This is a genomic window from Solitalea lacus (assembly GCF_022014595.1).
GTDB classification, from domain to species: domain Bacteria; phylum Bacteroidota; class Bacteroidia; order Sphingobacteriales; family Sphingobacteriaceae; genus Solitalea; species Solitalea lacus.
This window is the reverse complement of sequence record NZ_CP091740.1, coordinates 1,758,251-1,783,003: the sequence shown is the minus strand read 5'-3', so window position 1 is coordinate 1,783,003 and position 24,753 is coordinate 1,758,251. Positions and strand designations below refer to the sequence as shown.

Here is a 24,753-nt window from a genome sequence, read left to right as displayed (position 1 = left end):
TTCGATAGAATTCCTGTCGCTGAATTTATGACGTTCAGCCCGTCTTCATAAATACCAGGTTGTGGGATCGGCATTTTTAGATGTATGTTTTATTTCTAAGTGGACTATTATTGTTATTTAATAAGTCGTTTGCAATTTGTATCATACCATTATTATTGCTTCCACCCCAAATAGCTCTTCCAAAAATATAGCTGGTTGTATATTCTTTCCAAGTACTACAATACTTTTTTAGTTCAGTGTGGGATTTTGCTAAATATTCTATTAATTCATTTTGGGAAAGATAGCCCAATTCATAACAACAACGTGCTAAAAACGCGCCTCTACCATAATTCCAGCCGGTATCTTTAATTTTTTTTAATTGAAAAAAATCTGTAATTACATTCAGTTCTTTCAACTCGGGAACAACATTTTTAAGTTTTCTGAATAGGTTTAAATAATATACAAACGCATCTTCTTCATCGGGTAAATTTGATTTTAAAATTTCAACATAATTCTCTTGGTTTTCAAAAGCTCTATATACGATATTTAGATTTTCATCTTGATTTCTATCGTGTAATCTTTGAAGAATTTCAATTGCTTCATCTTGGTTGGATATTTCCCAATATGTTTTAACCAATTTTGAAATATTTGCCTTACTTAAACCTGTTTCATAAGAATTCAAGTATGCCGATTGTTGTTCGGCATACATTGTACCTACAAGTATATGGTCTAATAAATAGCCTGTTAAGGCATTTTTTTCGTTTAATCTTATGCTTTTGAAAGGACTTATAAATTTTGAAAAAAATTCCATTTATGATTATGCTGTTTTTAAATTGGGGAATTTATTCTGCAGAATACTTACAAATTTTTCGCCTACTATTTGATATTTTGCTCTGGTTTCCAACTGCTTTTTCATATTAAGCATGTCCGTTGGGTCAACTGTATAATTTAATCTATCGTGAATTTCGAGAGACAAAGGACTTCCATCTATATTGAACGTAATAATATGTGTTATCGGCAAATATTCTTCGGATGATTTTGAATAAACACCCAATTGCGATTTCAAAATACCGCCATATTGAAGTTTGGCTTCTTCAATTCTAAAATTATCAAACACAATATGTTCATCTAAATTACCAACTGTATCGGTGCTAAAAAAGTGTAAATCGTTTCTACTCAAAACCCAAAAACAATCGGTCTCTATTCTTTTAAGCTTTACACCAATTGTAGATAATGCAACATTTTTTAATCCGTCAGTGACCAATTCTTGAATTTTATTGCTCGTGGTTTGCGGAACAGAAGCAGATGTAATTGCATCAATATTCCCTCCCTTCATCCATTGTTTTACTTTTGAAAAATCTTGGGTTAAGAGTTCTTGCTTGTATTGTTCATACTTGGTTCTTTCTGAGTCTAAATTGATTTCAGCTTTTGCAGTTTTAAGTTTTTTATTCATAATGATCATGAAAACTACACCTGCGATTACTACAACAATTGGAATTAAAAAAAATGGATTCATACGTTTTTGTTTAAGTTTTTTTGTGTTTAAATATTTTTTGGATTTACCTTTTTTGGTTTGTCTTTTGAAAAAATTCCATAAAGAATGAGCCCGATTAGCAACAATAAAATAATCTTCCCACCATATTGGGAGTAAAAACCAAGTTGCAGAAGGCTTTCCTTGCATGTCACAAATACTATAAAAACTGATAAAAAGAGTATTTTCTTGTCATTATTTGTTTTTCAATTAAGATTGAGACTTTTTTGAGGTTCAATCATTACAGCGATCGTTCCCTCATTTGCAACTCTGGCGTCCTTATACATTAGCGGAATTACTATTTCGCCTTTCAGGTTAATCATATAGTGCTCACTCGCAAAAGTTCCTCTTCGGCATCATCAATGTATTCATAGGTAGCTGATACAATTTCTTTTCCTTCAAAATTTACCAGTCCCAATTTATCGGCTTTGATCACCTGTCATCACATTTAGTGGGAAAGAGACTTTTTGCTCCCCGAGTTGATGTGACTGATTTTGACATGGACCTCTTTTTAAAAGTTAGTTTTGTTTATTTTTACAAGCATAGCCTTAGAGTATTAATGCATTCAGAAAAGTACAAATTATGAGGTTGATAGAGGGTGTTCCATAATAAAGTTTGTTTTGTTGGATACAAACCTCAAAAAAAATCCCTTGAGAATTTAAATTGATACAAATTCGCAGGGGATGCACGGGTATTTGCTGAAAACTATTTTAGATTCGCATCTATTAATCAACCGTTATTAAGGATATTATTTTTTTTTTACCATTTGAGAACCATTTTATTCCCACATCTCAGGCCATAAAAAAAGCCTAATCTCTAAAGATTAAGCTTTTTAAGGAAGTGGACCCTCGGGGGCTCGAACCCCGGACCAAAAGATTATGAGTCTCCTACTCTAACCAACTGAGCTAAGGGTCCTGATTTGTTTCTCAAATCGTCCGCAAATATGTAAAATTGCACCCGAAATCACAACATTTTAACTCTTATTTAAGTGAAAAAAATTAAAAATATAATCTTTGATTACGGCAACGTAATCTTTTCCATTGATTTTGAACGCACTAGCCAATCCTTTAAAAAACTAGGATTAAACAATATTGATGAACTTTTTGGCCATACAACCCAATCAACTCTTTTCGACAAGCTGGATAAAGGAGAAATTAACGTCAACGATTTCGTTAAAGAAGTACAAAAATTCGTCCCTGAAGCAACCTATCAAGAAATTATTGATGCATGGAACTCGTTATTAATAGGTATTGATGATGGAAATTTAGAACTTTTGTTAAAGGCCAAAACCAAATACCGCACATTTCTATTAAGTAACAATAATGAAATTCACTACAACTGGATAATAGATTATTTAAAACGAGAATGGAATATTAATGATATGTCGGGCTATTTTGAAAAGGACTACTATTCGCATTTAATGGGCTCTAGAAAACCGCACGCAACTATTTTTGAACAGGTACTATCCAATCATCAACTCACGCCTGAGGAAACTTTATTCATTGATGATAGCCCTCAGCATATTGAAACGGCCCAAAAATTAGGCTTACAGACTCGATTAGTTGCATCGGGAGAATCGCTAGCTGAAGTACTTGAACCCTATTTATAGCAAATTGCTGGCTAATTAGCATTTGCTCCTTAAACATTCCAAACTCATTCAATATTTATAAGAATTAAAAAAGGCGATCCTTTCAGATCGCCTTTGTATTTGATTTTATCCTGGTTAGTAGATTACTGTTACAGCCCCTGCTCTTGGTTTAAGCTGATCTTTATTAGGCTTAATTACGTAGTAGTAAGTTGCCGGAGGAACCGGTTTACCATCACGCATACCATCCCATCTGTCAACATAACCTCTCGAGAAGTAAATTCTATCACCGTAACGGTTATAAACATAAACTTCAATATCAGGGTACTTCTCAATACCTGGTATATCCCAAGTATCGTTCTGACCATCACCATTTGGTGTAATTACATCAGGTATTTTAAGATCTGGCAATACATTTACATGTACATTACAGATACTTTCACATCCTTCAGCATTTGTTACCGTTAATGTATAGGTCATATCGCTAGTCGCAGAAAGCACCGTTGGCGTTAAGATATTCGGATTATCTAGTCCAACTGCTGGCGACCATCTGTAAGTGTAATTAGCACTTTCTTTCGATAGTAACTTAATATCCAGTTTCACACTATTTCCAACAAGTACATCAAAGTCCATACAATCAATTACAGGAGATTCATTCACCACAATTCGTTGTTGTGCTGTATCTGTACAGAAGTTTGCTGCCGTAAAGGTATAGGTTATAATATGCGTACCTGGACCTACTTTTTGCGGATAGAAACTACCGTTTTTCACCCCTAAACCACTATACACTCCAGTTCCTCCTACTCCATCTTGTGGAGTTCCACCATTAAGAACTACGGATGGAACCGTCAAACAAACAGAGTCAATCGGCGCAAAGGCAACTACAGGACTTGGTTTTACGGTAAAGCCATAAGTGATCGAATCAACACATGACGCTCCTGTACTTACAATCAATCGCACCTGATAAGTAACATTCGATTGTATAATTGGCGGATTGAACACCATTGTTGGGCCGTTCATTGGCTTATTATTCACAATTTGATTACCTGATGGACCGAAAATCTTCCATTGCCAGTTCTGAACACTTCCAATTGGAACGGTCGACTTATCTTGGAAGATCAATTCATCTTTCTCACAATATGGCTGAGGAGAAGTAATTACAAACTCAGCTTTAGGCTCACCGCTAATCATTACATCCATTGAGTAAGTTGAATCGCAACCATGAACAGAGAACACTTTCAATGTAATATGTTTCAATCCAGGGGTCTTAAACCTGTAAAGTGGATTCTGAACGGTTGTAATTGATCCTGCTCCATCACCAAAGTTCCACAAATATCCCAAAGTAGTACCATCACTAATCGAACTGGTATTTGTAAATTGAATTGCATCAATCATACAGCTCGAAGGTACATCAAACAGTGCTACCGGACGTGCCCAGATATTCACCTGAACTGAATCAGAAAGATCATCACATCCAGCGTTATTGATAATACGCACCTGATAGTAACCTGCTGTAGTAGCATCATACGTTACTGCAGTAGCTCCAGGAATTACTACATTATTTCTTCTCCATTCGTATTTACTTCCAATGCCTTCCGCTTTTAATCTCACTTTAGTGCCTTCACAAACATTATTCGTACCAACCAGTTTCACAACTGCAAGTGGATTTACAAACACACTAATTGTATCATTAATTGCAGTAAAACATTTTGTTACCGGATCAGTGTAAGTATATGTAATTACATGAACTCCCGCACCTGCAGTATCAGGGTAGAATACATTCTTATAAATACCTTTTCCACCCTTGATTGTGTACACACCGCCAACTGGAGTACCTGTATTGAGTGGCAGTGGTGCATCATTCACACACATGCTGTCAATCGACAAACTAAAGCTTACAGTTGGTTTTTTGTAGACAACAAACGAATTAGTAAACGATGCAGGACAGCCATAAGTTGGAGTGACGGTTAACTCTGCACTCAATGTTTTGCCAGCATAAACATCTGGAATAAATACAGTGATCTGATTACGAGCTTCCTGATTTAAATTGATTTCAGTAGGCCCATCAAAGAATCTCCATTTATAGTCATAGCTTACACCTAAACGCATTACTGAGGTATCCCTTAAAGTCAGGCTATCGCCAGCACAAACAGATGATCGGTTCTTAAGGTACCAGTTTACTCGAGGTGTATCACCTTTAACATTAAACACTTTAGTTAAACTGTCTGTACAGCCATTATCTGTAGTAACTACCAATTTAACCTTCTTAGGTCCTGTAGACATATAGAAGTGTCTTCCATCTTTGTCTGTTGAATAAATATCTGATGTTTTATTAGGATCATCCTCAAATTTCCAGAAGTAGTTCATTGGACTACCATCAGCATTTGTAGAGCGATTGACAAACACTGTAGTATCTGTTAAACAGCCATCAGGTAATTCGAAATCAACAATTGGTTTTGAGTAAATAGTTGCCAAAGTTGCCGTTGAAGAAGCTGAACATCCGAATTGGTTTGTTACCTCTACTGTATAATTATGAGAACCTACGTTATATACTTGAAGTACAGAATCTGTAGCTCCTGCAATCGCTGCTCCGTCCATGTACCACTGATAAGAAGAAGCCTTTTGAGTTTTTAACAGAACAGTATCTCCCTTACATAATGCATTTGTTCCGGTTGTTATACTTGGAGTTGGCAATGCCCATACTGAAATAGTATCAGTTATCGAACTCAAACATCCCGAAGATGGATCTGTATAAACAAACCTAATCGCATGTTTGCCAATTCCTGCAACCATTGGATTAAACTGATTTGTTCCTGCTACAACTCCGTTACCGGTTAATATTCCACCTGTTGAAGGAGTAACATTAATTGAAATCAGACCAGGTGCATAACAAACGTCTTTGTCAACAATGTCTAATACAATCTTAGGCAATGCTTTAATGGTAAACGGTTTTAACGCTGAACTATCCACACATCCACCCTCAGTAGTAACCACTAGTTTAACTGCGTAGTTTCTATCTACAGAATCTTTAGGGAATGTTGCATAAATATCTGGCTGATTTTTAGCCAAAACCCCTATGCGTTTGCCATTTTCAAAGAACTGCCAGTCGTAAGTTTTAATATTACCCACAGCAACGGTTGCAGTACTTTGCAGATGCACTGAATCCTGGTCACAAATAGCACTGTTGGCTATATTGAAGTCAACAACCGGACTAGTACCCACAAAAGTGTAAGCCTGCGATGTAGTGCTTGAACAACCAGGTGTCTGGTTGGTTTCTACCGTTAAGGTAACATTATATTGACCAACCGTATTATAAGGATGTGTAACTGTAGGTGTTGTAACAGTAACTACAGGAGACCCATCACCAAAGTTCCAAATGTATCTTAAAATAGAAGCAGGAGGAGCCACTTTGCTATCTGATGCATCAAATACAGTTCCACTTACAGATGAACATGAACCAGGGATTGCAAAATGAGCCTCTGCAAGTGGATTCACGATCACCGCTGCCGTGTTTGATGTCACCGGACAAGCGTAATCGCTAGTTACTTCCACGTAATAAACCCCTGCATTAGTCACCGCTAAGCTTGAGCCTGTTTGACCCGCCAGCTTGCCCGCAGTCTGTTCATACCATTGATAAAACACGTTACCTGCAGCAATTGTCGCCGTTACCGACAGCGTGGCCACTTCCCCGTCACAGATCGATTGCGGCTGTGGATGAGTCGTGATTTGTGGCAGTGGATTTACCGTTATTTGCTTGGTCACACTGGCCGGACAACCTGGCATGGCTGCTACTCCTGTAGCATAGGTATACGTGTAGGTAATATCTACCACTTTTGGCAATGGACCCGTTACTGCATTCGGATTGAATACATACTTGCCGGCCACCAATGACACGCCCTCGCCACTGTACACTTCTGTCCCTGATGCTGCAGGTAAATTAGATTTTCCAGTGCCGGTTAAATCTAACGTTAAGCCTGGGGTAGCACAAATCTCGGTCTGTGGCAGATCTAAGGTCACTGCCGGACTTGGATAGATCGTGATATCCTCACTGTGCTCATCTGAACAGCTTGCTGAATTGTTCAGCGTTAATTTAACAGTATAGGTTTTTACGGTCGTTGCTTGAGGGAACGTGATCTGTGGAGCCGCTACCGCTGGAATTATCATCCCCGTTACCGGTGTGCTGCCTTCAAATACTTCCCATTTATACGTTACTGTGCCTACCGGGCTCACGGTCGAGGCATTGGTCACCTGAACCGCATCCACCTGACATGACTGGGCCGGAAGGCTAAAGGCTGCCACTGGCGTAAAGCCTTCAAATGTATAAACCGATACGGCTTGTTTTTTACAGCCTTTATCGCTTGTTACCTCTAAGGTGATTGTCTTATCACCTAAAGCCGTGAAGTTAAAGCTAGGGTTCTGAACGTTCGACGTTTGCGTACCTTCTGCTCCTACTACTGTCCAGCTCCAGCTGGTAATCGTTTCGGTTGAACTGCCCGTGAAGCTTGCTGCTCCAATTGGCAGACAAGATGCTGGCAAACCGATCGACGGCATCGGCAACGGATTTACCGTTACTGTAGCCGAAGCTGAGGTTATCCCACATGACAGATCACTTGATACCGTTACGTAATACGTTCCTGCCTTATCGGTCACCAACGAGGCATTGGTCTCTCCCGTTAATTCCCCTCTAGTGGTTTCATACCACTGGTAGCGCAACGGCGCTCCGGTTACTATGTTGGCAATCACACTTAAGGTCGCGGTTGAACCATCCGCACAAATCGCTGCACCTACTGGTTGCGTTGCTATAGCAGGTAATGGATTTACCGTGATTTGCTTGGTCACACTGGCCGGACAACCTGGCATGGCTGCTACTCCTGTAGCATAGGTATACGTGTAGGTAATATCTACCACTTTTGGCAATGGACCCGTTACTGCATTCGGATTGAATACATACTTGCCGGCCACCAATGACACGCCCTCGCCACTGTACACTTCTGTCCCTGATGCTGCAGGTAAATTAGATTTTCCAGTGCCGGTTAAATCTAACGTTAAGCCTGGGGTAGCACAAATCTCGGTCTGTGGCAGATCTAAGGTCACTGCCGGACTTGGATAGATCGTGATATCCTCACTGTGCTCATCTGAACAGCTTGCTGAATTGTTCAGCGTTAATTTAACAGTATAGGTTTTTACGGTCGTTGCTTGAGGGAACGTGATCTGTGGAGCCGCTACCGCTGGAATTATCATCCCCGTTACCGGTGTGCTGCCTTCAAATACTTCCCATTTATACGTTACTGTGCCTACCGGGCTCACGGTCGAGGCATTGGTCACCTGAACCGCATCCACCTGACATGACTGGGCCGGAAGGCTAAAGGCTGCCACTGGCGTAAAGCCTTCAAATGTATAAACCGATACGGCTTGTTTTTTACAGCCTTTATCGCTTGTTACCTCTAAGGTGATTGTCTTATCACCTAAAGCCGTGAAGTTAAAGCTAGGGTTCTGAACGTTCGACGTTTGCGTACCTTCTGCTCCTACTACTGTCCAGCTCCAGCTGGTAATCGTTTCGGTTGAACTGCCCGTGAAGCTTGCTGCTCCAATTGGCAGACAAGATGCTGGCAAACCGATCGACGGCATCGGCAACGGATTTACCGTTACTGTAGCCGAAGCTGAGGTTATCCCACATGACAGATCACTTGATACCGTTACGTAATACGTTCCTGCCTTATCGGTCACCAACGAGGCATTGGTCTCTCCCGTTAATTCCCCTCTAGTGGTTTCATACCACTGGTAGCGCAACGGCGCTCCGGTTACTATGTTGGCAACCACACTTAAGGTCGCGGTTGAACCATCCGCACAAATCGCTGCACCTACTGGTTGCGTTGCTATAGCAGGTAATGGATTTACCGTGATTTGCTTGGTCACACTGGCCGGACAACCTGGCATGGCTGCTACTCCTGTAGTATAGGTATATGTGTAGGTAATATCTACCACTTTTGGCAATGGACCCGTTACTGCATTCGGATTGAATACATACTTGCCGGCCACCAATGACACGCCCTCGCCACTGTACACTTCTGTTCCTGATGCTGCAGGTAAATTAGATTTTCCAGTGCCGGTTAAATCTAACGTTAAGCCTGGGGTAGCACAAATCTCGGTCTGTGGCAGATCTAAGGTCACTGCCGGACTTGGATAGATCGTGATATCCTCACTGTGCTCATCTGAACAGCTTGCTGAATTGTTCAGCGTTAATTTAACAGTATAGGTTTTTACGGTCGTTGCTTGAGGGAACGTGATCTGTGGAGCCGCTACCGCTGGAATTATCATCCCCGTTACCGGTGTGCTGCCTTCAAATACTTCCCATTTATACGTTACTGTGCCTACCGGGCTCACGGTCGAGGCATTGGTCACCTGAACCGCATCCACCTGACATGACTGGGCCGGAAGGCTAAAGGCTGCCACTGGCGTAAAGCCTTCAAATGTATAAACCGATACGGCTTGTTTTTTACAGCCTTTATCGCTTGTTACCTCTAAGGTGATTGTCTTATCACCTAAAGCCGTGAAGTTAAAGCTAGGGTTCTGAACGTTCGACGTTTGCGTACCTTCTGCTCCTACTACTGTCCAGCTCCAGCTGGTAATCGTTTCGGTTGAACTGCCCGTGAAGCTTGCTGCTCCAATTGGCAGACAAGATGCTGGCAAACCGATCGACGGCATCGGCAACGGATTTACCGTTACTGTAGCCGAAGCTGAGGTTATCCCACATGACAGATCACTTGATACCGTTACGTAATACGTTCCTGCCTTATCGGTCACCAACGAGGCATTGGTCTCTCCCGTTAATTCCCCTCTAGTGGTTTCATACCACTGGTAGCGCAACGGCGCTCCGGTTACTATGTTGGCAACCACACTTAAGGTCGCGGTTGAACCATCCGCACAAATCGCTGCACCTACTGGTTGCGTTGCTATAGCAGGTAATGGATTTACCGTGATTTGCTTGGTCACACTGGCCGGACAACCTGGCATGGCTGCTACTCCTGTAGTATAGGTATACGTGTAGGTAATATCTACCACTTTTGGCAATGGACCCGTTACTGCATTCGGATTGAATACATACTTGCCGGCCACCAATGACACGCCCTCGCCACTGTACACTTCTGTCCCTGATGCTGCAGGTAAATTAGATTTTCCAGTGCCGGTTAAATCTAACGTTAAGCCTGGGGTAGCACAAATCTCGGTCTGTGGCAGATCTAAGGTCACTGCCGGACTTGGATAGATCGTGATATCCTCACTGTGCTCATCTGAACAGCTTGCTGAATTGTTCAGCGTTAATTTAACAGTATAGGTTTTTACGGTCGTTGCTTGAGGGAACGTGATCTGTGGAGCCGCTACCGCTGGAATTATCATCCCCGTTACCGGTGTGCTGCCTTCAAATACTTCCCATTTATACGTTACTGTGCCTACCGGGCTCACGGTCGAGGCATTGGTCACCTGAACCGCATCCACCTGACATGACTGGGCCGGAAGGCTAAAGGCTGCCACTGGCGTAAAGCCTTCAAATGTATAAACCGATACGGCTTGTTTTTTACAGCCTTTATCGCTTGTTACCTCTAAGGTGATTGTCTTATCACCTAAAGCCGTGAAGTTAAAGCTAGGGTTCTGAACGTTCGACGTTTGCGTACCTTCTGCTCCTACTACTGTCCAGCTCCAGCTGGTAATCGTTTCGGTTGAACTGCCCGTGAAGCTTGCTGCTCCAATTGGCAGACAAGATGCTGGCAAACCGATCGACGGCATCGGCAACGGATTTACCGTTACTGTAGCCGAAGCTGAGGTTATCCCACATGACAGATCACTTGATACCGTTACGTAATACGTTCCTGCCTTATCGGTCACCAACGAGGCATTGGTCTCTCCCGTTAATTCCCCTCTAGTGGTTTCATACCACTGGTAGCGCAACGGCGCTCCGGTTACTATGTTGGCAATCACACTTAAGGTCGCGGTTGAACCATCCGCACAAATCGCTGCACCTACTGGTTGCGTTGCTATAGCAGGTAATGGATTTACCGTGATTTGCTTGGTCACACTGGCCGGACAACCTGGCATGGCTGCTACTCCTGTAGCATAGGTATACGTGTAGGTAATATCTACCACTTTTGGCAATGGACCCGTTACTGCATTCGGATTGAATACATACTTGCCGGCCACCAATGACACGCCCTCGCCACTGTACACTTCTGTCCCTGATGCTGCAGGTAAATTAGATTTTCCAGTGCCGGTTAAATCTAACGTTAAGCCTGGGGTAGCACAAATCTCGGTCTGTGGCAGATCTAAGGTCACTGCCGGACTTGGATAGATCGTGATATCCTCACTGTGCTCATCTGAACAGCTTGCTGAATTGTTCAGCGTTAATTTAACAGTATAGGTTTTTACGGTCGTTGCTTGAGGGAACGTGATCTGTGGAGCCGCTACCGCTGGAATTATCATCCCCGTTACCGGTGTGCTGCCTTCAAATACTTCCCATTTATACGTTACTGTGCCTACCGGGCTCACGGTCGAGGCATTGGTCACCTGAACCGCATCCACCTGACATGACTGGGCCGGAAGGCTAAAGGCTGCCACTGGCGTAAAGCCTTCAAATGTATAAACCGATACGGCTTGTTTTTTACAGCCTTTATCGCTTGTTACCTCTAAGGTGATTGTCTTATCACCTAAAGCCGTGAAGTTAAAGCTAGGGTTCTGAACGTTCGACGTTTGCGTACCTTCTGCTCCTACTACTGTCCAGCTCCAGCTGGTAATCGTTTCGGTTGAACTGCCCGTGAAGCTTGCTGCTCCAATTGGCAGACAAGATGCTGGCAAACCGATCGACGGCATCGGCAACGGATTTACCGTTACTGTAGCCGAAGCTGAGGTTATCCCACATGACAGATCACTTGATACCGTTACGTAATACGTTCCTGCCTTATCGGTCACCAACGAGGCATTGGTCTCTCCCGTTAATTCCCCTCTAGTGGTTTCATACCACTGGTAGCGCAACGGCGCTCCGGTTACTATGTTGGCAACCACACTTAAGGTCGCGGTTGAACCATCCGCACAAATCGCTGCACCTACTGGTTGCGTTGCTATAGCAGGTAATGGATTTACCGTGATTTGCTTGGTCACACTGGCCGGACAACCTGGCATGGCTGCTACTCCTGTAGTATAGGTATACGTGTAGGTAATATCTACCACTTTTGGCAATGGACCCGTTACTGCATTCGGATTGAATACATACTTGCCGGCCACCAATGACACGCCCTCGCCACTGTACACTTCTGTCCCTGATGCTGCAGGTAAATTAGATTTTCCAGTGCCGGTTAAATCTAACGTTAAGCCTGGGGTAGCACAAATCTCGGTCTGTGGCAGATCTAAGGTCACTGCCGGACTTGGATAGATCGTGATATCCTCACTGTGCTCATCTGAACAGCTTGCTGAATTGTTCAGCGTTAATTTAACAGTATAGGTTTTTACGGTCGTTGCTTGAGGGAACGTGATCTGTGGAGCCGCTACCGCTGGAATTATCATCCCCGTTACCGGTGTGCTGCCTTCAAATACTTCCCATTTATACGTTACTGTGCCTACCGGGCTCACGGTCGAGGCATTGGTCACCTGAACCGCATCCACCTGACATGACTGGGCCGGAAGGCTAAAGGATGCCACTGGCGTAAAGCCTTCAAATGTATAAATAGATACGGCTTGTTTTTTACAGCCTTTATCGCTTGTTACCTCTAAGGTGATTGTCTTATCACCTAAAGCCGTAAAGTTAAAGCTAGGGTTCTGAACGGTCGACGTTTGCGTACCTTCTGCTCCTACTACTGTCCAGCTCCAGCCGGTAATCGTTTCGGTTGAACTGCCCGAGAAGCTTGCTGCTCCAATTGGCAGACAGGAGGCTGGCAAACCGATCGACGGCATCGGCAATGGATTTACTATTACTGTGGCATTTGCAGATTGTGTAGAACAAGTGTATTTGCTTTTCGCAATTACATAGTAATCCCCAGCAGCAGATGTAGAGTATGTATTTTTTGTTACCCCTGGTATAATATTGTCTACTCCTCCAATAACACTGTGCCACTCATAACTAGTTGCATCTGTTGCTGTAGCTGTTAATAAAACTGGACCACCGTCTGCACAAATCTGGGTTAATGCAGGGGTCAGGGTTACACCAGACGGCATTGGACGAACTGTTATCACAGCATCAGTAAATGCAGGACAATTATCAGCCGAAGTATAAGTGTATCTGATCGTTACCGACGTATTCGCTGGAACCCCTGACGGGTTAAAGTAATAATCGGATCCAACCTGTGTTACATTAGCTGCGTACGGAGCTAAAGCTTCATATTTTTCAGAACCACCTACCAAATTAGATGTTCCTTTTCCTGTTAAAAGCAAATCTGAAGCATCAACACAAATATCCGAAGGCAAAGTTAAAGTAACCAAAGGAGTTGGGTTGATGACAATAGTATGAACAACATCATCCCAACAAGAATATTCTGTTGTTACCGTTAATTTAACAGTATAGGTTTTAGGAATCGTTGCAGCCGGGAATTTATATTTAGGATCAGCAACATCAAGTATTGTTGCTATTGTAGCACCGCCTGCATCTATTATTTCCCATTTATATTTTGCAGTTGCAGCTGTTCCCACAGTACCAAAAGTGGTTTGTCCGGTACTGGTAAACTGTACTTCATCTGCCTGACAGAACACACCGTTGACAGGAATAAATTCAACAACAGGAGTGTGACCACTGAAAATATACTGTCTGGTCATCTCCGAAGTACATCCTTTATTGGTTGTAACTTTTAGAGTTACATTATAAGTTCCGGCAAGTGAATATATGTGCAATGGTGGAACTTGACCAGTAAATGAGGTTCCATCACCAAAGTTCCATACATAACCATTAACAGGAATCACAGCTCCGTTAGTATTAGTATTATCAGTAAATTGAACACCTGCAATTGGGGTACAGCCATTGGCTGGCATGATTATATCGGCAACAGGAACAGGGTCAAATGTTACAACATCTGTCACATCTCCCGAACAACCAAATTTGTTTGAAACAACTACCTTATATTGACCTGACTTAGTTACATTATATGTATTCTGGGTTGCGCCACTAATGATATTATCAACACCTCCCACTACACTAAACCATTGATAGTCATATTTCGTTGCATCATTAAATGGTGCATTTACGTCTAATCTGAATGCATTGCCATTTTGCTCACACTTATTTACTGGAGCATTTTGTGTTATTGTAGGATTAATATCTTCAATCGTGATTCTAACTTTATCAGATGTCTTTGAACATGTTCCTGTTGCGTCCTTGGCAACCACCCAATAATCACCTGTAGTAAGAGCAATAACATCCTGCTGATTCGTTGCAAGTTTAACTGGAGGGTTAACTCCATCATCAAACCACCATTCTAATATCACCCCATTAAGAATAATAGATAGTTTTCTACCTGTGCCAGCACAGCCCGTGGTTGGACCATCTACAACTACTACAGGTTGGAAGGTATTAATTTTAAGAACATCAGAATTGCCATAACAACCTTTTGAATCTTTTACTCTAACATAATACGTGTGGTTACCGTCGTTTGTATTTGGAACAGTATAGGTAGGGCTTGTCGATACAGATACCCCATCTCTAAACCACTCATACTCAACATAAGCAATTGTTGTTTTTAAAGTAATCGTACTACCTCCAGAACAGAAATCAATTACACTATTTCCATCGTCTGTAATAATTGGCTTAGGCAATTCATTAACTGTAACTACAGCAACATTAGATACAGCTTCGCATTTGGTTACTTTGTTAATTGCTTTAACTGAGTAGTTACCTGAAAGTGTTGCATTATAAGTATCTCCAGTACCTACTTTAGTTGTTCCATTATACCACTCATAATCCAAAGTAACATTATCTGGACCAACAACCTTCAAATCTGCATTATCCCCTCTACAAAACTCTGCAGTTGGAGGTGTAATGCTAACTGTTGGTAAATCATAAATGGTAACTTTAAATGCATTGCTATATTGCTCGCACCTACCGGCAACAGCTGCTGGAGAAGCTACTGTTGCTTTTACGCGATAATGAGCTGTCGTATTATCGATTGTAGCATCAGTAATATACACATTACTTGTTGCACCTATTATAGGATTCCAGGTAACCTCATTATCGAGGGATTTTTCCCACTGGTAATTAACATTACTTTCCTGAGGAGCGAATTGTAAAGTAACGGTACCGCCTTTACAAACAGCATCAGGCCCCACAGCAGAAACGACAGGTTTTGTTATCTTATGAATTACAACAGTAAATTCTGCTGATTCGGCTCTACACGTTGTTGATGGACGAGTGATCTCAACTTTATATATAGCAGTACCTTTTGTAGGACTGTTATCAACAATTAAACTTGAACTTGTTTCCCCTAGCAGTGTTGTTCCGTTTCTTTTCCACACGTAGGTATCAAGTGCAACAGGGTTTGCAACTTTAAGCGTTACCGATTCGCCGTCACAGATATCTAAAGCACTGCTTGCATTAATTGTAACATCAGGCTCAGGGTTAAACACTACTGTTACTTCATTCGATTCTTTAACACAATTATTAGGCGCTGGGCCTGTTGCCTCAACCTTGTACTTAACCGTAGTAACTGCTGTTAAGCCAATAAATTGATCAACAAAATTTTGTTCCCCTCCCCCTTCATTAGTGTAAGCCCCACCATTTATACTGCGTTTCCACTGATAGGTAACATTACTTAAATAAGGATTGATGCTTAGCGTTACCTTACCATCCCCACATGTTGATCCGACAGAAGAAGTAACCTCAGGAGCATCATAATCCTCAAAAACAGCATTGAATGATAAAAATTGTTTACACTTGGTGATTTTATTTGTTACCTCTAACGTTACAACCGAGGTTGTAGTTACAGACAATGAAATATCAGCAAGTGTGCCCTTAATTACCCCATCCTGTTTCCATAAATATTCTTCATTCGCAACATCAGGATTAGAAATCATAAACGTGAAAGGAGTACCAGAACAAAGTCCGCTTGCAGGAAATGCATTAACATTAATGCTTGGTACAGGATTAATAACCACATCCTGAACATTGGTCGTCTTCGGACATGTAGGATGCGCCAGCTCGGCTACCACTACCTGGTATTTATACGTGCCTACTGCAGTTACATCAAGGGTCTGAGTGCCTGATACATTCGTCCAGGTAGTGCCCCCATCTACACTTTGTTGCCACTGATAGCTATAAACACCGGTATTGTAACTCGATAATCGTAAGGTTACCGTGTTGCCGCTACAGGTGGTTGAAGCACTCGCTGTTAGCGTTGGTGCTGTAAACTTCCATTCATTCACGGTAAAGCTGATCGGTGCGATCGGACAGTTCGTCACTTTATCGCTTACCGTTACCTGGTACACTCCGCCATCGATCACATTGATACTCGCGGTATTATCAGGAATACTGATACCGTCTTTGGTCCAGCTATAGTTATAATTTGCATTATTCGTTACCCCGATAGTCCCATTACCGCCATCACAAAACGATACCGTGGTTGGCGTTACAGTACTCACCGTTGGCAATGGATTGACTGTAATTAAGTTAGACGTCTTTGGACAGTGACCGCCTGCATCTGTCGCCTCTACTGTATAGGTACCCGCTACTGAGGCTACATAGGTCTGACCCCCACTTTGAACCGTGGTGGTGCCCTGTTTCCAGGTATACACTAAGCCCGGCACATACGAACCTCCGGTTATGCTCAGCGTTACCGTTCCGTTAGCACATAAACTTGGCGTGCTCGATACGATCACTGGTGGGGTGATGTCCCATACCGTTACCGTAAAGTCGCCTGAGATCGTGCTACAGGTACTGGTCCTGTTGGTTACTACTACGTGATAGGTTCCTCCCACTCCCGTGGTGTACGTTGGTGAGTTGGTGCCCACCGGATTGCTTGTGCCCGCGCCCATGTACCACTGGTAATCCTGATTTGCTGCCGGTGTTACACTTAAGTCCACAGTTGTGCCTTTACATACTTGAGCAGGGATATTGCTCGTGATCACCGCCGTTGGTACTGCGTTAATAACCACATCCTGTACGTTGGTCGTCTTCGGACATGTTGGATGCGCCAGCTCGGCTACCACTACCTGGTATTTATACGTGCCTACTGCAGTTACATCAAGGGTCTGAGTGCCTGATACATTCGTCCAGGTAGTGCCCCCATCTACACTTTGTTGCCACTGATAGCTATAAACACCGGTATTGTAACTCGATAATCGTAAGGTTACCGTGTTGCCGCTACAGGTGGTTGAAGCACTCGCTGTTAGCGTTGGTGCTGTAAACGTCCATTCATTCACTGTAAAGCTGATCGGTGCGATCGGACAGTTCGTCACTTTATCGCTTACCGTTACCTGGTACACTCCGCCATCGATCACATTGATACTCGCGGTATTATCAGGTATACTGATACCGTCTTTGGTCCAGCTATAGTTATAATTTGCATTATTCGTTACCCCGATAGTGCCATTACCGCCATCACAGAACGATACCGTGGTTGGCGTTACAGGACTCACCGTTGGCAATGGATTGACCGTAATTGAGTTCGACGTTTTTGGACAGTGACCGCCCGCATCTGTTGCCTCTACTGTATAGGTACCCGCTGCTGAGGCTACATAGGTCTGACCGCCACTTTGAACCGTGGTGCTGCCCTGTTTCCAGGTATACACTAAGCCCGGCACATACGAACCTCCGGTTATGCTCAGCGTTACCGTTCCGTTAGCACATAAACTTGGCGTGCTCGATACGATCACTGGTGGGGTGATGTCCCATACCGTTACCGTAAAGTCGCCTGAGATCGTGCTACAGGTACTGGTCCTGTTGGTTACCACTACGTGATAGGTTCCTCCCACTCCCGTGGTGTACGTTGGTGAGTTGGTGCCCACCGGATTGCTTGTGCCCGCGCCCATGTACCATTGGTAATCCTGATTTGCTGCCGGTGTTACACTTAAGTCCACAGTTGTGCCTTTACATACTTGAGCAGGGATATTGCTCGTGATCACCGCCGTTGGTACTGCGTTAATAACCACATCCTGTACGTTGGTCGTCTTCGGACATGTTGGATGCGCCAGCTCGGCTACCACTACCTGGTATTTATACGTGCCTACTGCAGTTACATCAAGGGTCTGAGTGCCTGATACATTCGTCCAGGTAGTGCCCCCATCTACACTTTGTTGCCACTGATAGCTATAAACACCGGTATTGTAACTCGATAATCGTAAGGTTACCGTGTTGCCGCTACAGGTGGTTGAAGCACTCGCTGTTAGCGTTGGTGCTGTAAACGTCCATTCATTCACTGTAAAGCTGATCGGTGCGATCGGACAGTTCGTCACTTTATCGCTTACCGTTACCTGGTACACTCCGCCATCGATCACATTGATACTCGCGGTATTATCAGGTATACTGATACCGTCTTTGGTCCAGCTATAGTTATAATTTGCATTATTCGTTACCCCGATAGTGCCATTACCGCCATCACAGAACGATACCGTGGTTGGCGTTACAGGACTCACCGTTGGCAATGGATTGACCGTAATTGAGTTCGACGTTTTTGGACAGTGACCGCCCGCATCTGTTGCCTCTACTGTATAGGTACCCGCTGCTGAGGCTACATAGGTCTGACCGCCACTTTGAACCGTGGTGCTGCCCTGTTTCCAGGTATACACTAAGCCCGGCACATACGAACCTCCGGTTATGCTCAGCGTTACCGTTCCGTTAGCACATAAACTTGGCGTGCTCGATACGATCACTGGTGGGGTGATGTCCCATACCGTTACCGTAAAGTCGCCTGAGATCGTGCTACAGGTACTGGTCCTGTTGGTTACCACTACGTGATAGGTTCCTCCCACTCCCGTGGTGTACGTTGGTGAGTTGGTGCCCACCGGATTGCTTGTGCCCGCGCCCATGTACCACTGGTAATCCTGATTTGCTGCCGGTGTTACACTTAAGTCCACAGTTGTGCCTTTACATACTTGAGCAGGGATATTGCTCGTGATCACCGCCGTTGGTACTGCGTTAATAACCACATCCTGTACGTTGGTCGTCTTCGGACATGTTGGATGCGCCAGCTCGGCTACCACTACCTGGTATTTATACGTACCTACTGCAGTTACATCAAGGGTCTGAGTGCCTGATACATTCGTCCAGGTAGTGCCCCCATCTACACTTTGTTGCCACTGATAGCTATAAACACCGGTATTGTAACTCGATAATCGTAAGGTTACCGTGTTGCCGCTACAGGTGGTTGAAGCACTCGCTGTTAGCGTTGGTGCTGTAAACGTCCATTCATTCACTGTAAAGCTGATCGGTGCGATCGGACAGTTCGTCACTTTATCGCTTACCGTTACCTGGTACACTCCGCCATCGATCACATTGATACTCGCGGTATTATCAGGTATACTGATACCGTCTTTGGTCCAGCTATAGTTATAATTTGCATTATTCGTTACCCCGATAGTGCCATTACCGCCATCACAGAACGATACCGTGGTTGGCGTTACAGGACTCACCGTTGGCAATGGATTGACCGTAATTGAGTTCGACGTTTTTGGACAGTGACCGCCCGCATCTGTTGCCTCTACTGTATAGGTACCCGCTGCTGAGGCTACATAGGTCTGACCGCCACTTTGAACCGTGGTGCTGCCCTGTTTCCAGGTATACACTAAGCTCGGCACATACGAACCTCCGGTTATGCTCAGCGTTACCGTTCCGTTAGCACATAAACTTGGCGTGCTCGATACGATCACTGGTGGGGTGATGTCCCATACCGTTACCGTAAAGTCGCCTGAGATCGTGCTACAGGTACTGGTCCTGTTGGTTACCACTACGTGATAGGTTCCTCCCACTCCCGTGGTGTACGTTGGTGAGTTGGTGCCCACCGGATTGCTTGTGCCCGCGCCCATGTACCATTGGTAATCCTGATTTGCTGCCGGTGTTACACTTAAGTCCACAGTTGTGCCTTTACATACTTGAGCAGGGATATTGCTCGTGATCACCGCCGTTGGTACTGCGTTAATAACCACATCCTGTACGTTGGTCGTCTTCGGACATGTTGGATGCGCCAGCTCGGCTACCACTACCTGGTATTTATACGTGCCTACTGCAGTTACATCAAGGGTCTGAGTGCCTGATACATTCGTCCAGGTAGTGCCCCCATCTACACTTTGTTGCCACTGATAGCTATAAACACCGGTATTGTAACTCGATAATCGTAAGGTTACCGTGTTGCCGCTACAGGTGGTTGAAGCACTCGCTGTTAGCGTTGGTGCTGTAAACGTCCATTCATTCACTGTAAAGCTGATCGGTGCGATCGGACAGTTCGTCACTTTATCGCTTACCGTTACCTGGTACACTCCGCCATCGATCACATTGATACTCGCGGTATTATCAGGTATACTGATACCGTCTTTGGTCCAGCTATAGTTATAATTTGCATTATTCGTTACCCCGATAGTGCCATTACCGCCATCACAGAACGATACCGTGGTTGGCGTTACAGGACTCACCGTTGGCAATGGATTGACCGTAATTGAGTTCGACGTTTTTGGACAGTGACCGCCCGCATCTGTTGCCTCTACTGTATAGGTACCCGCTGCTGAGGCTACATAGGTCTGACCGCCACTTTGAACCGTGGTGCTGCCCTGTTTCCAGGTATACACTAAGCCCGGCACATACGAACCTCCGGTTATGCTCAGCGTTACCGTTCCGTTAGCACATAAACTTGGCGTGCTCGATACGATCACTGGTGGGGTGATGTCCCATACCGTTACCGTAAAGTCGCCTGAGATCGTGCTACAGGTACTGGTCCTGTTGGTTACCACTACGTGATAGGTTCCTCCCACTCCCGTGGTGTACGTTGGTGAGTTGGTGCCCACCGGATTGCTTGTGCCCGCGCCCATGTACCACTGGTAATCCTGATTTGCTGCCGGTGTTACACTTAAGTCCACAGTTGTGCCTTTACATACTTGAGCAGGGATATTGCTCGTGATCACCGCCGTTGGTACTGCGTTAATAACCACATCCTGTACGTTGGTCGTCTTCGGACATGTTGGATGCGCCAGCTCGGCTACCACTACCTGGTATTTATACGTGCCTACTGCAGTTACATCAAGGGTCTGAGTGCCTGATACATTCGTCCAGGTAGTGCCCCCATCTACACTTTGTTGCCACTGATAGCTATAAACACCGGTATTGTAACTCGATAATCGTAAGGTTACCATGTTGCCACTACAGGTGGTTGAAGTGGTCGTCGATAAAGTCGGCGGCGTGAAATCATATACAGTTACCACAAAATCATCGGAGGTATCAAAACAAGTAGATGATGGATAGGTTACTTTTACAGTATATGTACCCGAAGTGGTTGCTATATATTGATTGCTTGTAGCTGCAGGTACAATAGCAATTCCATCTTTATACCATATGTAAGTGGCACCTGCCTGTACAGGTACGCTTAATGTTACACTACCCGGCGCACAGAAACTTGCTGGACCACTAGCTGTTATAGTTGTATTCGGCAATGCATTTACCGTTATGGTGGCATTATTTGATGTTTCTGAACAACCACCCGAATATGTAGCTACTACATAATAATTATAAGTACCTGCAACTGTTTCATTAACTGGGTAAGTTGCACCAGTACCTAATGGAGTAGAACTTCCTGTTTTATACCATGTATAAATTGCTCCTGCTGCAATAGGACCAACTGATAATGTCAACGGAGTTCCGGCACAAATACTTGAGGTTCCCGGAGAAACTACAGGATTAGGAATATCGTAAACTGTTACTGCAAATGGAGCAGAAGTACCATCACAAGATTGTGCGGAGGTAACTTTTACAGTATAATTACCTGCTTGAGTTGCATGGAAAATATTTGATGGCCCGGTTTGAACCTGGGTTGTACCGTTAAGATACCAGGTATAATTTGAAGCCCCTGCCGGGGTAGCTACCAGGTCAACAGATCCGCCTGAACAGAATGTTGGAGATTGACCTGCAGCTGGGGCAATTGATGGTGTTGGTACGGAGTTTACTGTTACAGTAGTCGTTGCAGATCCTCCTGTACAACCATTATTGGATGTTACCCAAACCGTATAATCACCACTTGTAGTAGCATAATAAGTTGCACCAGTGGCTCCTGAAATAATTACTCCATTTTTATACCATTGATAGGTACTAAAACTACCGCTAACACTTAATGTTACTCCAGCACCAGCGTAACCACAAAATGATACCGGACCAGATTGTACAATTTCAGGTACAGGAGGAGGATATACAACCACATCCAACCATCCCTCAGCAAAGCCAGTACAGCCATTGAAGTTTTCCACCCACAGGCGATAACGTCCTGGTTCTGTAATTACCACCTGAATTTGATTCGTATTTGGAGGCCATTGACCATCTCTGTAAATTACACCATCCTTATACCATGCGAAGTAACCTGGTTCTACACCGTTACCTATTAACTGGAAGTACATAGTGGTACTACTACCTCCACACAGCGGAATTCCACCAACATAACCAAATCTACCTTTGATAGGCTGTCCGCCGGTAACTTTAAACTTAGGAGATTCAGCCGAACAACCATTGGCATCTGTAACACGTACAGAATACTCACTCTGCAATCCACCCCGAACGGTATATGTTGGACCTGTTCCATTTACATCTAATACCCTACGGTTCTGTCCATCCCATTCATACCACTGCCAAGCTACTGCGTTGGTAACTCCAGAAATTCTTAAAGTACCTTCATCTCCATTACAAATACTGGTAGGACCTATAATTTGAGGTGTAGGTGGAGCGTTAACTGTAACATGGAAATTTTGTGATTGTTGTTGACAGTTATAATCGTTATAAGCCACAACATAATAATCACCCGATTGAGTAACACTGGTTGCAGTGAATGTATATGTTGGAAAATTACCTTTTGCTGTTAGTGCAGTCGCTTGTCCAACTTTGAACCATTGATAACTACGAGCATTGCTTGGATCGGCAACCAAGGTTGTTGACTCTCCTAAACATAAACTACTTCTGCCGGTAACACTAACCGATGGAAGCGGCATTACTGTTAAACGCACCGGATCTGAAATAACATAACAGTTGTCATTTGTTACCGAAGTAGCATCACCTCCTACCCTTACGCGATAATACCCGCTATTAGTTATTGTAGCATTCGTAAATGTTAGCCTGTTATTAGTACTTGGACTTGTATAATCAAACCAAGTATTTCCTCCATCTGTACTTTTTTCCCAAACATAGTACGGGTTTGAGTAACCCGATCCTAAAACCGCCCAAAAATCAAAGTTATCACCTATACAAATTTGCTTATCTGTAGATGGCTGCATTGATATGGTTGGGCCACAAGGACGAAAATTGATATCATCAATAGCCAAGTCATTACCGCAGCCTCCAGGGTTATTATTAATCATCTTAATAATTACCGAAGAGTTACCTGCTGGTATAGTAAATAAAAATCCAACCTGCTGCCAAAGATCCTTTTCAGCTACACATTCTGTTGGATTAGAGGTAGGCAGATTATAACTTGCAGATGTTTTACAATTTGTCTGATTTAAATCCCCTGTTTCATAATAACCTAATACTGTACCAGTAGTAGATTCAATTTGAAACCGAACATTTGGCTTAATTGCATTATTTCCACATGAAGAACCATTAATAAGGTTAGTAATATAAGCTGAAAACTCATATGTAGTTCCGGCACATAACTGATCTACGCGTTCTTGATAAAAAATCCCCGGCTCATAAGCGGCATTAACCACATACATATAACCGTCTGTCCGTGGAGTTATACCATTTTGTATATCTAACCAATAAGTATGGTCATGATTATAAATATGCCATGCCCCAGGACTCGTCCACCTTCCGCTTCCATCCTTTGCAGCATTATGGCTTATATTCCAATTCAAGCGCGGAAGAATTGCATATTTATTATCATGCAAATCATCTCCTGCATCAGGAGCAATTGGAATAATACTAGGATACCAATAGTCATAATTGGTCACACTTGAAGCAAGAGGAGGCCCATAGTTACTACTGGCAGTTCCATAACCAAAGTCAATGGTTACAACCGGACTTCCGAGTGTACCACTACATAAGGCGCCATTGGAAGACTGTTGGCCTTTAGCGTCAAAGCCTGAACCAAGTAGACCCAAAAGGGCAAAAAAGAAGATCATTAAAAACCGAAAGGGACTCCCGGAAGATTTTAATAACCGTAATGTTTGTGCGTAGAAGTTTTGTTCCATGCAGTATCAGTTAAGGTTAGTTTGTTGGTTCCCGAAAAACGGGTATGGTTTAATTTGTACTATTTATTCATTTAATTGAACAACAACCAATTAAGAGCAATTGCTTGTAGCATCAATAATCCGAACATGGTTATGAAGAAACATAAAGGCATATTAATAGCCTACACTTTCTCTATAGTTTTATACGATGTTAAGAAATCAAAAGTTTCAGTTAGACATTGATAAATAAGAAGCACAGAAGTTTAAATTCTATACTTATTTAGTTATCTATTGATTATAATAAGTAATTTAAAGTTAATAAAATTATAATCAAAATTATTTTTGG

General features: G+C 43.3%; 4 protein-coding genes and 1 tRNA gene. 1 reads left to right on the top strand and 4 read right to left on the bottom strand.

Going from position 1 to position 24,753, the window contains the following annotated elements:
* Positions 1-76: 76 nt before the first annotated feature.
* The 3 genes from L2B55_RS07510 to L2B55_RS07500 all read right to left on the bottom strand — a co-directional run bounded on the left by L2B55_RS07510 (position 77) and on the right by L2B55_RS07500 (position 2,425).
* Positions 77-790, bottom strand: a complete 714-nt coding sequence (locus L2B55_RS07510; RefSeq protein ID WP_237849936.1) for a DUF1266 domain-containing protein — start codon at positions 788-790, stop codon at positions 77-79.
* A 6-nt stretch (positions 791-796) separates the two neighbouring features.
* Positions 797-1,660, bottom strand: a complete 864-nt coding sequence (locus L2B55_RS07505; protein WP_237849935.1) for a Z-ring associated ZapG family protein — start codon at positions 1,658-1,660, stop codon at positions 797-799.
* Positions 1,661-2,351: 691 nt separating this feature from the next.
* Positions 2,352-2,425 (bottom strand) — tRNA-Ile (locus L2B55_RS07500).
* Between the two features lie 73 nt (positions 2,426-2,498).
* Between L2B55_RS07500 and L2B55_RS07495 the strand changes: the two genes are divergently transcribed.
* On the top strand, positions 2,499-3,119 hold the full coding sequence (locus tag L2B55_RS07495; protein WP_237849934.1) for an HAD family hydrolase: 621 nt from the start codon (positions 2,499-2,501) through the stop codon (positions 3,117-3,119).
* 114 nt (positions 3,120-3,233) lie between these two features.
* On the opposite strand, the gene L2B55_RS07490 is transcribed toward L2B55_RS07495, so the two are convergent.
* Positions 3,234-24,428: an Ig-like domain-containing protein gene (locus tag L2B55_RS07490; RefSeq protein WP_237849933.1), complete on the bottom strand. Its 21,195-nt coding sequence runs from the start codon at positions 24,426-24,428 to the stop codon at positions 3,234-3,236.
* Positions 24,429-24,753: the final 325 nt, after the last annotated feature.